Raw genomic sequence first — 14,572 nt, 5'->3', positions numbered from 1 at the left:
GTTCTTCCTGGCCATCCTTGGATTCTCGCTTCTCCCAGCATCGTGCTGGATTCCGCGTGTCCAAGATCAGGGGTCAAGCGCCGTGTCTTCTTCAGGGAGGCATCCGTAGCCGTTGCCGATGATGTCATTGCCTGGCGTTACATTGCCGTCATTGTCCACCGCGCGGAACCCTCCCTGACGCAAACTCACGGAGGGGTAGTAATTCCCCGCTGCGCTCAAGGTGCTCTGAGGTGCAACCTTCACAGATACATCCATGACTACAAAGTGCCCATTTTTGGGTGGCCGGGCGTACGGCCCGGTGCAGACGGGATCGACTTCGATCGAATGCACCATCATCGAGGCAAGTTCACCATGTTCTGGGGTTGATGTGGTGATTGAAGAGCCAGGCACCATGGGGATGGTTCCCCGGTCGGTCAGCCCGGCCATCTGGGGAGTCTGAAGATCGGAACGTGAGGCAGGAGAGGCTTCATCGCTTGACGCGGGAGCCTCGTTGGCGGGTGCGACGCTCGGGGCTGCCGCGACAGGCTCCTCTGTTTCCCCATTTGAGGAACTACCTACTTTACCCACCGCAATTCCGATGATCAGCGTGAGGACGAGGAGTACCACGGCGCCTATAGCTGCCAGGATCCACGGCCACACCTTCTTTTTCTGAGGTGCAGGTGAGGGGTGGGTAGGAACGTAGGGCATGTCTGACTCCGGGGTTGCGCTGGGAATAATTTCGAAATCTACATGACGCTTCAAGTATTCGATCGGCCAACACGTATGTAAACGTCGACAAAGGGCAAGTATGGGACAGTCAGCTTGGCCGGCCTGGGGTTGAGTGAACGCTTCCTGGGCCACGGGTGGCCATCGGCAGTGGCGCATGTCATACACGCCGCGAAGAAGACCCCGCAACAACTAGTCAAAGCGTGTACAAGTTGGATACGATCAAATCGCGTAGTTCCAGCGATTTTCAGTTACTCCACGCCCGTCTCGTGAGCAAACAGCGCGATCAACCCTTGTCGCCCCGCCGCAGATAATATACGATTTCGAATAACATCCGAGGATAACCAGAGGAGGCTCCATGACTGAGAGCACTCAGAACGTTCCTTCCCAGGTCGCGGCAGTTCCGGTGAAGCCGGGCAAGATCATCGCCGTGCATCTGGCCTACGAATCCCGTGCTGCACAGCGCGGTCGCAAGCCGGCGGTTCCTTCGTACTTCATCAAGCCCTTCAGCTCCCTGGCCGGTTCCGGCGCAGAGGTGGAGCGCCCCGCGGGCACCGAGCTGCTCGCTTACGAGGGCGAGATCGCCCTGGTGATCGGCAAGCCAGCCAAGAACGTCTCCCTGGAGAACGCCTGGGACCACGTTGCCGCTGTGACCGCCGCCAACGACTGGGGCGTTTACGACCTGCGCGCCGCGGACAAGGGTTCCAACCTGCGCAATAAGGGCCGCGACGGCTACACCCCGGTCGGCCCCGAGCTGATCGACGCCCGTAAGGTCAGTCCGGACCAGTTGCGCGTGCGCACGTGGGTCAACGGCGACCTAGTTCAGGACGACGTCACCGCCGACGACCACATGATCTTCCCGCTTGCCCAGTTCGTCGCGGACCTCTCCCAGCACGTCACGCTCGAAGAGGGCGATGTCATCCTGACCGGCACCCCGGCGGGATCGTCGGTAGCCCAGCCGGGCGACGTCGTCGAAATTGAAGTTGACGCACCCCAGGCCGACGGCGCTCCGAGCACCGGCCGCCTGATCAGTCGCGTCACCGAGGGCACCGCGAGCTTCGATTCGAACCTGGGCGCAATGCCCGCCGTGGACGATAAGCAGCGCGAAGAAGCGTGGGGCTCCCGCGAACAGGCCGGTCTCCCGGCCGAAGAAAGCAAGGGCCTGCCCGAGGACCTGCGCGCCCAGCTCGAGCAGGCGCCCACCGCTGGCCTGTCCGCGGAGTTGCGCAAGCGCGGCCTCAACAACGTGGTCATCGAGGGCGTCTACCCGCAGAAGGTCGGCACCAAGATGGTCGGCACGGCCAAGACGCTGCGCTTTGTCCCGAATCGCGAGGACCTCTTCAAATCCCACGGCGGCGGGTACAACACCCAGAAGCGAGTTTTCGACGCCGTGGGCCCGGGTGAAGTCATCGTGATCGAGGCCCGCGGATCGGCCGGTTCCGGAACACTCGGCGACATCCTTGCCCTGCGCGCGCAGTTCAACGGCGCAGCAGGTGTGGTCAGCGACGGCGGCGTGCGCGATTACGAGGCAGTCAAGGAGATCGGCTTGCCGGTCTTCGCCCAGACCGCACACCCCGCCGTGCTCGGGCGCCGTCACGTCCCGTGGGACCAGGACATCGCCGTGGCCTGCGGCAACGCGACCGTTCTGCCCGGCGACGTGATCGTGGGTGACGACGACGGCGTGATCGTGATCCCGCGCGACATCGCCCAGGGGGTCGTGGACGCGGCACTGGCCAAGGAACACGAGGACGCCTGGGTGGCCGAGCGCGTGGCCGAGGGCAACCCCGTCGACGGCCTGTTCCCGCCCACCGGCGAGTGGAAAGAAAAGTTCCAGCAGTGGCTGGCCGAGAACCCGGTTCCGGGTAACTGAACCGGCTGACACGGAACTGATCAAGGACAGAGACAACCCATGACCACCCCGGCTCGTACGGAAGCAACTCAGAAACCCGGTAAGGCCCAGTATGCCTACGAGTGGATCAAGGTGCAGATCCTGGAGCAGGCGTTCACGCCCGGATACCGCTTGGTGCTCGCGAACATTGCCCAAACCCTGGGCATGTCCGTGGTGCCGGTGCGCGAAGCGATCCGTCGGCTGGAGGCTGAAGGGCTGGTGACGTTCGAACGCAACGTGGGCGCCCGGGTGGCAATGGTGGACGGTGAGCAGTACCGCTACTCCATGGAGGCCCTGGGGATCCTGGAGGGTGCGGCCACCGCCCAATCCGCGGCGCACCTCACGGCGAAAGAACTCGCCGAAGCCCGCGAACTCAACGCCAAGCTCGAGGAGTCACTGGAGAACTTCGACCCGGAAACCTTCACCGCGGTCAACCACCAGTTCCACCAGATTCTGGCGTGCCGGTGCCCCAACCAGCGCCTCAACGACATGATCGCCGTGGAATGGGAACGCCTGAATCACCTGCGCACCTCCACATTCTCTTTCGTGCCCAACCGCGCTCGCGCTTCCGTGAACGAGCACTACCAGATCCTGCACTTGATCGAGACCCACGCCCCCGCGGACGCCGTGGAGAAGGCAGTGCGCGAACACCGCACCGCCACGCTGCGCAGCTACCTCAACAGCCGCGGAACCAACTGACCAACCGTCCACACCCAGCACACACATTGGGAGTACTCACATGACTACGAACACCGATGCCAAGCCCCAGGGCCTGCCCGATTCCATCCGCCACTACATCAACGGCGAATGGGTGGATTCCATTGACGGAGACACCTTTGATGTTCTGAATCCGGTCACCAACGAGCCCTACATCAAGGCCGCCTCCGGTAAGAAGGCGGACATCGAGGCCGCTGTGGCCGCCGCCAAGACCGCGTTCGAAGAGGGCCCCTGGCCCAAGATGCTGCCCCGCGAGCGCTCGCGGGTGCTGCACAAGATCGCGGACATCGTGGAGTCCCGCGGTGACCAGTTGGCGGCCATGGAGTCCTACGACTCCGGTCTGCCGATCACCCAGGCACTGGGCCAGGCGCGCCGCGCTGCGGAGAACTTCCGTTTCTTCGCGGACCTGATCGTCGCCCAGAGCGATGACACCTACAAGGTCCCCGGCCGCCAGGTGAACTACGTGAACCGTAAGCCCATCGGTGTGGCCGGTCTGATCACCCCGTGGAACACCCCGTTCATGCTCGAGTCCTGGAAGCTCGGTCCCGCGCTGGCCACCGGTAACACCGTGGTGCTCAAGCCCGCAGAGTTCACTCCGCTCTCGGCCTCCCTGTGGCCGGGCATCTTCGAGGAAGCCGGCGTCCCGGCCGGTGTGTTCAACCTGGTCAACGGCTATGGCGAAGAAGGCTACGCCGGCGACTCGCTGGTCAAGCACCCGGACGTCCCCTTGATCTCCTTCACGGGTGAGTCCCGCACCGGCCAGATCATCTTTGCCAACGCGGCCCCCTACCTCAAGGGCCTGTCCATGGAGCTGGGCGGCAAGTCCCCGGCCATCGTCTTCGACGACGCCGATCTGGAAGCCGCCATCAACGCCACCATCTTCGGTGTGTTCTCCCTCAACGGCGAGCGCTGCACCGCCGGTTCGCGCATCCTGGTTCAGCGCGGGATCTACGACGAGTTCGTGGAGCGCTACGCGGCTCAGGCCAAGCGCGTAAAGGTGGGCCTGCCCTCGGATCCCAAGACCGAGGTGGGCGCCCTGGTGCACCCGGAGCACTACGAGAAGGTCATGTCCTACGTGGAGCTCGGCAAGTCCGAGGCCCGTCTAGTGGCCGGCGGTGGTCGCCCCGAGGGCTTCGAGACCGGCAACTACGTGGCACCCACCGTGTTCGTGGACGTCAAGCCGGAGGCCCGGATCTTCCAGGAGGAGATCTTCGGTCCGGTCGTGGCGATCACTCCGTTCGATTCGGATGAGGAAGCACTCGAGCTGGCCAACAACACCAAGTACGGTCTGGCCGCTTACGTGTGGACCAGCGATCTGAAGCGTGCCCACAACTTCGCGCAGGACGTCGAGGCCGGCATGGTCTGGCTGAACTCCAACAACGTGCGTGATCTGCGCACCCCGTTCGGCGGCGTGAAGGCCTCCGGCCTGGGTCACGAGGGCGGCTACCGCTCCATCGACTTCTACACCGACCAGCAGGCCGTGCACATCAACCTGGGCGAGGTCCACAACCCGGTCTTCGGCAAGCAGGACTGACTCTGCGCTGCGGGTCGGTCAGTGCGACCGGCCCGCGGCTACGCAAGCACACTGCACGTGAAACTTTCGAACCCCACCACCTGATCACCCTCATCACGAAGGACAACCATCATGACGAATCCCGCAGACCGGACAATGACGTCCTCGGGCTTCTACGTATCCCAGGAAGCCCCGATCTCCACCGACAACCCCGTCAAGACCCCTTCGGTTCCCGCGCCGGACATCCTGCGCTGCGCGTACATGGAACTCGTGGTCACCGACCTGTCGGTCTCCCGTGACTTCTACGTGGACGTGCTCGGCCTGACCGTGACCGAAGAGGACGAGAACACCGTTTACCTGCGCTCCATCGAGGAGTTCATCCACCACAACCTGGTGCTGCGTCAGGGCCCGGTGGCCGCCGTGGCGGCATTCTCCTACCGCGTGCGCAGTCCGGAAGAGCTGGACAAGGCCGTGGCCTTCTACGAGGAGCTCGGCTGCCGCGTGGAGCGCAACAAGGAGGGCTTCACCAAGGGCATCGGGGATTCGGTGCGCGTGGAGGACCCGCTGGGCTTCCCGTACGAGTTCTTCTACGACGTGGAGCACGTGGAACGCCTGGCTTGGCGTTACGACCTCTACACCCCCGGCGCCCTGGTGCGACTGGACCACTTCAACCAGGTCACCCCGGACGTTCCCCGCGCCACCAAGTTCATGCAGGACCTGGGCTTCCGCGTGACCGAGGACATCCAGGACGAAGAGGGCACCGTCTACGCCGCGTGGATGCGCCGCAAGCCCACCGTGCACGACACCGCCATGACCGGTGGCGACGGCCCCCGCATGCACCACGTAGCCTTCGCGACCCACGAGAAGCACAACATTCTGGCGATCTGCGACAAGCTCGGTGCCCTGCGCCAGTCGGACAAGATCGAGCGCGGTCCCGGCCGCCACGGTGTGTCCAACGCGTTCTACCTCTACCTGCGCGACCCGGACGGTCACCGCGTGGAGATCTACACCCAGGACTACTACACCGGCGACCCGGACAACCCCGTGGTCACGTGGGACGTCCACGACAATCAGCGCCGCGACTGGTGGGGCACCCCCGTGGTCCCCTCCTGGTACACCGAGGCCTCCCTGGTGCTCGACCTGGACGGCAACCCCCAGGAAGTCATTGCCCGCACGGACGAGTCCGAGATGGCAGCGACCATCGGCGCGGACGGTTTCTCCTACACCCGCGCCTCCGAGGGCGAAGAATCCATGCCCGAGTGGAAGAAGGGCGAGTACAAGCTGGGTAACCAGCTCTGATCACTCACCTTTCGCCACTTTTTTGACGCCGACGACGCCGCCGGGCCGTTCCGCGCCCGCGGCGGCCGAGCGGCGTCGTCGCCAGTGAAACCCGACCAACGCGAGGGAGACCCCATGCTGGAGCAGGAACGCATCACCAAGATCGCGGACGATCTGGCTGCGGCCGAACGCGACCGCACCATGATTCCGCGGCTCACGCAGCAGTACCCGGAGATGACCGTGGAGGATTCCTACGCGGTGCAGAACGAGTGGCGCCGCCGCAGTGAGGAATCCGGGCGCCGCCTGGTGGGCCGCAAGATCGGCCTGACGTCCAAGGTCATGCAGGAGGCCACGGGCATCAGCGAACCCGATTACGGCGCGATTTTCGCCGATCAGGTCTACGAGAACGGCTCCGTGATCACCCACGATCGGTACTCGAACGTGCGCATCGAGGTGGAACTGGCGTTCGTGCTCAAGGAGGAACTCACGGGTCCGAACGTGAGCATTTTCGACGTGTTGCGTGCGACCGAATACGTGGTGCCGGCCCTGGAGATCCTCAGCTCACGGATTGAGATGGAGGGCCGCACCATTGTGGACACCATCTCGGACAACGCCGCCCTGGGCGCCATGGTCTACGGCGGTAACCCGGTGGCCCCCGAGACCGTGGATCTGCGCTGGGTCTCGGCGCTGCTGTACCGCAACGAAACCCTTGAGGACACCGGCGTGGCCGCCGCGGTACTCAACCACCCGGCCAACGGCGTGGTGTGGCTGGCCAATAAACTGGCCGCGCACGGCGATTCGTTGCCCGCCGGGAGCATCATCCTGGCCGGTTCGTTCACCAAACCCATGTGGGTCCACCCCGGCGACACCGTGCACGCTGACTACGGAAATTTGGGAGCCATTACATGTCGCTTCGAGTAAACGATTTGATGCAGTCCTTCCGCGCCGAGGGCGCGGCCAACCTGCCGGGTGCGCTGCCGAGCCTCAGGGACCTGTTTCCGCTGGCGGACGGCGAGCAACCGGTAATCGGGATTTTCCATTCCTCCGGTGATCCCACCGCCGCCGAAATCCTGGCAGGCACCGGTTTCGACTACCTGCTCATCGACGGCGAGCACTCGCCGCTGTCACTCGAGACCATCCAGTCGGTGCTGCGCGCGGTGGCCGCTTACCCCACGCTGGGCATGGTGCGGGTTCCCGCCAATGACGAGGTGCTCATCAAGCAGTACTTGGACCTGGGCGTTCAGACCCTGGTGGTGCCCATGGTCGATTCGGTCGAGGAGGCTCAGGCCGCGGCGCGGGCGGTGGCCTACCCGCCACAGGGTGTGCGCGGCGTCGGCTCCGCATTGGCCCGCTCCGGCCGCTGGAACCGCATCCCCGACTACCTGGCGCGAGCGCGCGAAACCATCACCTTGATCGTGCAGACGGAATCGGCGGACTCCGTGGCGAACATCCGCGAGATCGCGGCTGTGGAGGGGGTCGACGGCGTGTTCATCGGCCCGTCGGACCTGGCCGCCTCCATGGGACTGCTCGGGCAGCAAACCCACCCGGAGGTGGTGGCCGCCGTCAAGCACGTGATCACCGAGGTCAAGGCCGCGGGTAAGTTTGTGGGCGTCAACGCGTTCGCCCAGGACCAGGCGCGGGACTACCTGACCGCGGGCGCGGACTTCGTGAACGTGGGCGCCGACGTCGCTCTGCTCGCCAACGGCAGCCGGGCCCTGCTGGAGGCGTTCCAGAAGTAGGCGCGGCTCCGGCTGGGCCCGGACCGGGTTCGAAGCGCAAGCAACCCGTGACGCGCGTCATGTACACCCGATTGACCCGGGTCAATGACGTGGTGGCACGACTTGATTCCTGTCTTGATAGTGTCGTGGGGCACTCGGGCATGAGCGCGGCGCCCCTTCGACCCGACAGCCGATGAGAGAACTTCATGACTGAAACCGAGGCCGCTAGCACGGCGAGCAAGACCAATGGCTCATCCTCGAGCGCGGCGGATGGCACGGCGGAACAGCCACAGAAAAACGGCCCCATGATCCGCGCACTGAGCGTCGTGGAGGTGCTGGGCAACAAGCTGCCCGATCCGTTCTGGTTGTTCGTCATTTTGGCGGGCGCGGTGGTTGCCTTGTCCGCCGTGCTCTCGGGTGTCGGCATTACCGCGGTGAACCCCGCCGACGGTGAAGAGGTCGCAGTTCAAAACCTCCTGACCCCCGAGGGCGCGCAGCGCATGGTGGGTGAGGCCGTGGAGAACTTCGCCACATTCCCGCCGCTCGGAGTGGTCATCACCGTGCTGTTGGGTGTGGCCGTGGCCGAACGCACCGGCCTGATCAACACCGCAGTGAAGCTCGTGGTCTCGCGTGTTTCTGCCGGTTGGTTGACCTTCGTCCTGGCCTTGGCCGGTGTGACCGGCTCCGTTGCCTCGGACGCCATCGTCGTGGTGCTGATTCCCCTGGGTGCTGCGGCGTTCAAGGCAGCCGGACGCTCCGCCGTGCTGGGTGCCGTAATCGCATTCGTCGCTGCTCGTGAACCTGACCGACCCGTTGCTGGGCGGTATCACGCAGTCCGCGGCGCAGCTCGTGGATCCCGAGTACACGGTCTCGCCCATTGCCAACTACTTCTTCTCGGCGGCGTCCGCCGTGGTGTTGGCACTGACCATCACTGTGGTTTCCGAACTCGTGCTGGCCAAGTTGGCCAAGCGTTTCGAAACGTACGAGCTCGACGAGAACGAAGCCAGTGAGCGAGCTGAGCAGAGTTCCGGAGACGAGGCCGCGACCATGACCTCCGAGAACTTGGCAGTGACGTCCAAGCGCGAGATCAAGGGTCTCTACGCCGCGATGATTGCTCTCGTCATCGGCCTGGCCATTTATTTCACGCTCATGTTCATGCCCAACACCCCGTTCCCGGGTGAGGACGGAACGCCCTTGACCTCCGTGCTGATCAGCGGCGTGGCCGTTCCGATCGCCCTGCTGTTCTTCCTGTGCGGCTCGGTTTACGGCTGGGTCGCGGGAACTCTGAGCAGGCCCTCGGACATTCCGCCCATGATGGCTTCGGCCATCACCCAGGTGGCCCCGCTGATCGTGCTGTTCTTCGCGGCGTCCCAGTTCATCGCGTGGTTCGACTGGTCCAATATGGGCACGGTGCTCGCCATCAAGGGGTCGCAGTTCCTCGGCGATGCGGGGGTGCCCACCGTGGTGTTGTTTGCAGGGTTCGTACTGATCGTGGCCGTTCTCAACATCCTGATCACTTCGGGTTCCGCGCAGTGGACGTTGACCGCTCCCGTGGTGGTTCCCATGTTCATGTACCTGTCGATCCCGCCGGAGACTACGCAGATGCTGTTCCGTATCGGCGACTCTCCCTCGAACGTGGTGTCCCCGCTGAACCCGTTTTTCGCCATGACCCTGGGGTTCGTGCAGCGCTGGTACCCCAAGGCGGGCATCGGAACGTTGATGTCTTTGACCATTCCGGTGTCTCTGGCCATGCTGGTGGTCTGGTTCCTGTTCTTCCTCGCGTGGTGGGGCCTGGGCATCCCGTTGGGTCTGGGCTCGCCAACCCGCTGATTGCCCACGATGGCGCCCGCGTAACGTCGTTTGCCTCGTTAGGAGACTGTCCAGGCATCATCGAATGACATCCGAGTTAGCTTCCATCGCGCTTGCTGCTGCGGCGATCCCGCGCGAATGACCAGTTCATCTGTGAGGTGCGCCAGCCGCTGAGCCCAGGTACGTAGGTCGACGATGGGGGATCGCTTCAGCAGGGGTTGGGTCATCACGTCCAGCACGGTCTCGTGGTCGCCTCGTTCCAAAGCGTTCAATGCCCTGTGGAGATCTGAGTCAACTTTTTCGGATGACTCGATCCGGTATGGCCCGCTCTGAATAATGTCGCCCAGCCGTACCCGTAACCGATGAATTTGAGTTCTGATCGCGCCCGGTTGCCCTTTGTCTCCGCCGATCTGGAATGCCAACTCGTCCGCACTGCAGCCACCGGGCTGAAGAATCAAGAGGCTTAAAATCTCTGCCATGTTGAGCGGAATATCGGCTTGTCTTCCGTCCGGGAACTGAATTTGGGGCGGGTCCGCGAAAAGACGCAAATGTGCCTTTGAACCCTTGTTTACGGGCGCGGCCCCGAGGAGCATAGTTTCCAGTAGACGAGAGGTGGCATCGACGAACCCTCGTCCTTCAACAGATGATGTTCCTGCTGGCGTGGATATGTCCAGAGCACCTATCAACAGACCGGTCAACGGGTTACGAATCGGAGATGACTGACAGTCCCACAGGCCATGTGAATACGCGAAATGGTCATACCCCCTCATGCTCACAGGTGCGCCCGTTGCCAAAGTGCGCCCTATTGCATTAGTACCAACATCGTGATCGCCCCATCCCGCACCCTCTACGAATCCGATGGCGTCTGCGTTCACAAGGCCATTGCGCGACCCATACCGCCAGAGCACGATTCCCTCAGCATCAGTCAGGATCACCACCACAGGTTGATCTGATTCGGTAATCACTCGGCATAAGCCGGACAAGGCAGTTACATGGCTGTTGAATGGCACAGCCCTTTGTCGTTCGACCAAATCCGCACGAGCGAGCATGGTCCGCGAACTCGCGAGACCTCGGTCAAGGCCGACTTCACGGCAGCCCTGCCACTGGCGCGCGAACCTTTCAGTGGATAAGTGTGACATCTGCATCCCGTCTCCCCATCAGGTAACGCTTCTGTAACTACGTCCACCCGATACTAGTAATACTCATCACAAAGTCCAGGCGAGCAGGACCCATCCTGACGCTATTCCTCGGAGGAAGATTCGCATGACCAGCGAAGTCCAGCAATGGCTCACCAGTTTCGACAAGGCAATCTCCTCGCAGGATGTCGAATCCGCGGTCTCACTGTTTGAGCCGGACGGATATTGGAGAGATTTTGTTTCTTTTACATGGAATCTGAAAACGATGGAGGGCCGTGATCAGATTCGAGACATGCTGTCTCAGACCCTCTCAAGGGTGCGGGCTTCTTCTTGGGCCATTCAAGAACCACCCTTGGCGAGCGAGGATGGAGTCACAGAAACATGGATCACTTTCGAGACCCAACTCGGCAGAGGATGGGGGTATCTACGATTGCGCGATGGCAAGGCATGGACCCTGCTGACGACGCTGCAGGAGTTGAAAGGGTACGAGGAACGCCGCGGACCGCATCGAGAGCGGGGGACAGCGCATCAGGTAACGAGGGATCGAGAAACCTGGCTTGACAAACGTCATGCCAGGGAACAGTCCCTCGGTCGGACGGAACAACCGTTTTGTCTAGTCGTCGGAGGTGGACAAGGAGGTATCGGCCTAGCCGCCCGCCTTCGTCGCTTGGATATCCCCGCCATCGTTATCGACCGTCACGACCAAGCCGGCGATGCTTGGCGAAATCGGTATAAATCGCTTCATTTGCACGACCCGGTCTGGTATGACCATATGCCTTACCTGCCATTCCCTGATGACTGGCCCGTCTTTCCGTCAAAGGACAAGATTGCGGACTGGTTGATGCACTACACCGACATCATGGAGCTGAATTACTGGCCCAAGACAGAGTGTCTCTCAGCTTCATGGGATGCTAGTGACGGGCGATGGAATGTAACAGTCAACAGAGATGGCAATGAGTTGGTTCTCCATCCAATTGAACTCGTCTTCGCCCTGGGTGTGTCTGGATATCCAAACACCCCAGAATTTGATGGAAGTGATGTCTTCAGGGGTGAGCAGCATCATTCGAGCGAACATGTCGGGGGAGGTGCGCAAGCTGGGAAGAAAGCTGTTGTCGTGGGATCGAACAATTCAGCGCACGATATCTGTGCTGATTTATGGGAGCACGGCGCCGATGTCACGATGCTCCAGCGTTCCTCCACCCATATCTCCCGTAGCGAATCGCTCATGGAGCTGGCTCTTGGACCGCTCTACTCGGAGGAAGCGTTAGAGCAGGGCATTACGACAGAAAAGGCGGACATGCTCTTTGCATCCTGGCCGTACAAGCTCCTGCCGGATGTGCAACGGCCGGCCTTCGAAGAGATGGCTCGGCGGGACCATGATTTCTATGCGGCTTTAGAGGACGCAGGATTCGAGCTGGATTTTGGTGAGGACGGATCAGGCCTTTTCCTGAAATATCTTCGCCGTGGCTCGGGCTACTACATCGACGTGGGGGCTTCCCAGTTGATCATCGACGGAAAGGTAAAACTGGTACGGGGTCAGGTCAGTCACCTGACTTCCGACAGCGTCATTCTTGAAGATGGCACCGAGCTTCCGGCCGATTTGATTGTCTATGCCACGGGTTACGGGTCTATGAATGCGTGGCTGGCAGATTTAATATCACCGGAAGTAGCCGACCGGGTAGGTAAATGCTGGGGAATGGGTTCTGAAACCACTCGTGACCCCGGTCCATGGGAGGGAGAACTGCGCAACATGTGGAAACCAACCAATGTCGAACACTTATGGATCCACGGTGGTAATCTCCATCAAAGTCGTCACTATTCGAAATACCTTGCCCTGCAGCTCAAGGCGAGGATGGAGGGGCTTCCGACACCTGTTTACGGATTGGAAGAATCCCACCATTCGCGCTAGCTCGAGTCCTCCTTCAACGCGGGAGCGAGACTATCGGGCTCGCCAACCCGCTGATTGCGACTGACGGCACCCGAGCGGCGTCGTCGGCGCGGCCCACCCACGAAAATAGGTTCGGTATCCCCGATTCCGGCGTTGGAATCGGGGATACGGAACCTTAAGTCACACGTGGACCGCGAGAGGCGGGTCAGTGATCCTTGTGGGGCGTGATGTAGCGCTCGCCTTCTTCGGTGACCTCCAGGTCGAAGTCGTGCTCTTGCTGCTGCACGCGTTCCTCGACGGCGCGTGAGTGGGTGATGGGCTCGGGCCCACCCGTGTTTTCCGGGGTGCCATAGGACTCCGCCTCGGAGCCATCATTGTCCCGGTCGTTACGAGCCCCGTCACTGAGTTCACGGTCTTCGCTCACGTGGAAGTCCTGACCGGCCGGGGGGAGATTGGGGAGGTTGGGGTCCTTCCGGCCAGCGGGCGGCTGAAACTTGCGCCCCGCAGCCATGGAGGACGAATTGACGTCGTGACCGTGCTGGGCCGCGACCTCGGCGGCGTCCACATTGGGGAAGCCCGTCTCCTTGAGGACCTTGGGCGGTTTGCCACTGCCGCGGGCAGCACGTTCGTCGGAGTGAGCGGCGTCGGCAGCGGTGGCGCCGTGAGTGCGGTGAGTGCGGTGATGGCGGACGGAATGCTCGGGGTGGTCGGGGTCGTCGTCGGACTGTTCCTGCTGATCCGTCGCGTGGTCGTCGTTGCGGCTCACGGGCTGGTCGGGATCGTCGATTTGGTCGGCCGAAGCAATGGGGTCGGAATTCTCGGGTCGCTTGGACATTGCTGCCTCCTCATCAGGGGTGTCATCCATGACACTCGTTGATTGCAATCTTGGCACCGAACCGCGTAAAACGTAAGCATCCGGGCCGGACGTCGCGCCGCCCGAACGCAGAGAAGGACCGGGGATCGCGTGTGCGATCCCCGGTCCTCTCTGCCCCGGCTTCTCCCTGCCGGTGCGATGTCAGCCCAAGTGGTGAACGGTTCCCACGATGTTCTGGGCCGCGAGGTGATCCGGGTGGTTGGGGATTTCGTCGATGACCTGCTCGATCTGATCGCCGGTCAGCGGGGGAGTCCCTTCGCCGATGATCGAGTACAGCTGGACGTCGACCACACGCCCGTCACTCAGGGCCAGGCCGGATCCGCCGGCGGTCGGGTCCTGCAGGCGCCAACTGAGCCGATCGGTGTTGTACGGTCCGTCCGGCCCACCACTACGTTCGCGGCGTGATCCGGTCCTTGGGCCTGGCCGTAGACGGTGCGCGTGTGGGTCATCTGGGGCATGTCGGGCTCAGGGGCACCGGCCTGGCGGATCTCAATTCCGCCCTCGACGGAGCCGTCTCGGGTGCGAATGCTCATGGACGTGTCCGACGTGGCAATGACGTCCCAGTTCTGCGGGTAGGCGAAGAACAGCCGCCCCTGATCCATGGACGCCAATTTCAGTCCCGGGGCGTACTTGCCGTTCGGATCCAGACCCACCTGGGGTGAGTTCTCCGGAGCCACCACGGGATAGCCGCCGGGTCCCTGGGTCGAGGCTTGCGCGGTGGGGGACGACGGCGCCGCAGCCGGTGCAGATGCTGTGGGTGATGCGGGTGAGGCGGTGGCCGGAGCGGCGGCCACTGCCCCGCATCCGGTGAGAGCGACAGCAGCGGTGAGTTCGAGGGAAGTAGCCCAGAACCGGGCTTTCATGTGAGTCATGTCACATAGGGTGGGCCCTCTGAAGCCGTTTTGCAATAGTGAATTTGCTTAAGTTATCAAGCTGTGACCTGGGACTCAGTCGGGTAACGGACTAGTTGTAAGAGGGCGTGACGTTGTTGACACGGTCCGGGGTGCGTGAGGCCGGGGGCTGGTCGCCGCAGGCGGTATGGGGTC

At 62.6% G+C, this 14,572-nt stretch carries 12 protein-coding genes and 1 pseudogene; 8 read left to right on the top strand and 5 right to left on the bottom strand.

Going from position 1 to position 14,572, the window contains the following annotated elements:
* Positions 1-66 precede the first annotated feature (66 nt).
* On the bottom strand, positions 67-426 hold the full coding sequence (locus ABEA06_RS13945) for a hypothetical protein (RefSeq protein ID WP_345311891.1): 360 nt from the start codon (positions 424-426) through the stop codon (positions 67-69).
* Positions 427-1,063: 637 nt separating this feature from the next.
* Here ABEA06_RS13945 and ABEA06_RS13940 point away from each other — a divergent pair.
* The 7 genes and pseudogenes from ABEA06_RS13940 to ABEA06_RS13910 all read left to right on the top strand — a co-directional run bounded on the left by ABEA06_RS13940 (position 1,064) and on the right by ABEA06_RS13910 (position 9,649).
* A complete protein-coding gene (locus tag ABEA06_RS13940; protein WP_315277144.1) occupies positions 1,064-2,575 on the top strand; it encodes a fumarylacetoacetate hydrolase family protein in 1,512 nt (503 codons plus the stop codon).
* A 39-nt stretch (positions 2,576-2,614) separates the two neighbouring features.
* Positions 2,615-3,292: a GntR family transcriptional regulator gene (locus tag ABEA06_RS13935; protein ID WP_259917645.1), complete on the top strand. Its 678-nt coding sequence runs from the start codon at positions 2,615-2,617 to the stop codon at positions 3,290-3,292.
* A gap of 40 nt (positions 3,293-3,332) precedes the next feature.
* The gene (gene hpaE / locus ABEA06_RS13930; protein WP_129702447.1) at positions 3,333-4,844 is read left to right on the top strand and encodes a 5-carboxymethyl-2-hydroxymuconate semialdehyde dehydrogenase; all 1,512 of its coding nucleotides are present in this window, start codon (positions 3,333-3,335) and stop codon (positions 4,842-4,844) included.
* A gap of 111 nt (positions 4,845-4,955) precedes the next feature.
* Positions 4,956-6,122 carry a 3,4-dihydroxyphenylacetate 2,3-dioxygenase gene (gene hpaD / locus ABEA06_RS13925; RefSeq protein ID WP_345311890.1) on the top strand — a complete coding sequence of 389 codons (1,167 nt, stop codon included), beginning with the start codon at positions 4,956-4,958 and terminating at the stop codon, positions 6,120-6,122.
* Positions 6,123-6,236: 114 nt separating this feature from the next.
* Positions 6,237-7,022, top strand: coding sequence for a 2-oxo-hept-4-ene-1,7-dioate hydratase (hpaH, locus tag ABEA06_RS13920; protein WP_345311889.1), 786 nt, complete (start codon positions 6,237-6,239; stop codon positions 7,020-7,022).
* Between the two features lie 8 nt (positions 7,023-7,030).
* Positions 7,031-7,840 carry an HpcH/HpaI aldolase family protein gene (locus tag ABEA06_RS13915; protein ID WP_425559541.1) on the top strand — a complete coding sequence of 270 codons (810 nt, stop codon included), beginning with the start codon at positions 7,031-7,033 and terminating at the stop codon, positions 7,838-7,840.
* Between the two features lie 185 nt (positions 7,841-8,025).
* Positions 8,026-9,649: pseudogene (locus ABEA06_RS13910) on the top strand (AbgT family transporter).
* 38 nt (positions 9,650-9,687) lie between these two features.
* Here the strand turns inward: ABEA06_RS13910 and ABEA06_RS13905 are convergent.
* On the bottom strand, positions 9,688-10,638 hold the full coding sequence (locus ABEA06_RS13905) for a helix-turn-helix domain-containing protein (RefSeq protein WP_345311887.1): 951 nt from the start codon (positions 10,636-10,638) through the stop codon (positions 9,688-9,690).
* 253 nt (positions 10,639-10,891) lie between these two features.
* On the opposite strand from ABEA06_RS13905, the gene ABEA06_RS13900 reads away from it, so the two are divergent.
* Positions 10,892-12,673 (top strand): NAD(P)/FAD-dependent oxidoreductase, encoded by a 1,782-nt coding sequence (locus tag ABEA06_RS13900; protein ID WP_345311886.1) that lies wholly within the window; start codon positions 10,892-10,894, stop codon positions 12,671-12,673.
* Positions 12,674-12,857: 184 nt separating this feature from the next.
* On the opposite strand, the gene ABEA06_RS13895 is transcribed toward ABEA06_RS13900, so the two are convergent.
* The 3 genes from ABEA06_RS13895 to ABEA06_RS13885 all read right to left on the bottom strand — a co-directional run bounded on the left by ABEA06_RS13895 (position 12,858) and on the right by ABEA06_RS13885 (position 14,398).
* A complete protein-coding gene (locus ABEA06_RS13895; protein ID WP_345311885.1) occupies positions 12,858-13,487 on the bottom strand; it encodes a hypothetical protein in 630 nt (209 codons plus the stop codon).
* A gap of 180 nt (positions 13,488-13,667) precedes the next feature.
* A complete protein-coding gene (locus ABEA06_RS13890) occupies positions 13,668-13,817 on the bottom strand; it encodes a hypothetical protein (protein WP_345311884.1) in 150 nt (49 codons plus the stop codon).
* An 11-nt stretch (positions 13,818-13,828) separates the two neighbouring features.
* On the bottom strand, positions 13,829-14,398 hold the full coding sequence (locus ABEA06_RS13885; RefSeq protein ID WP_345311883.1) for a hypothetical protein: 570 nt from the start codon (positions 14,396-14,398) through the stop codon (positions 13,829-13,831).
* Between the last annotated feature and the right edge of the window lie 174 nt (positions 14,399-14,572).

Source organism: Kocuria gwangalliensis (assembly GCF_039544365.1).
In the GTDB taxonomy this organism is placed as follows: domain Bacteria; phylum Actinomycetota; class Actinomycetes; order Actinomycetales; family Micrococcaceae; genus Kocuria; species Kocuria gwangalliensis.
This window is presented reverse-complemented; position numbering and strand designations above follow the sequence as displayed.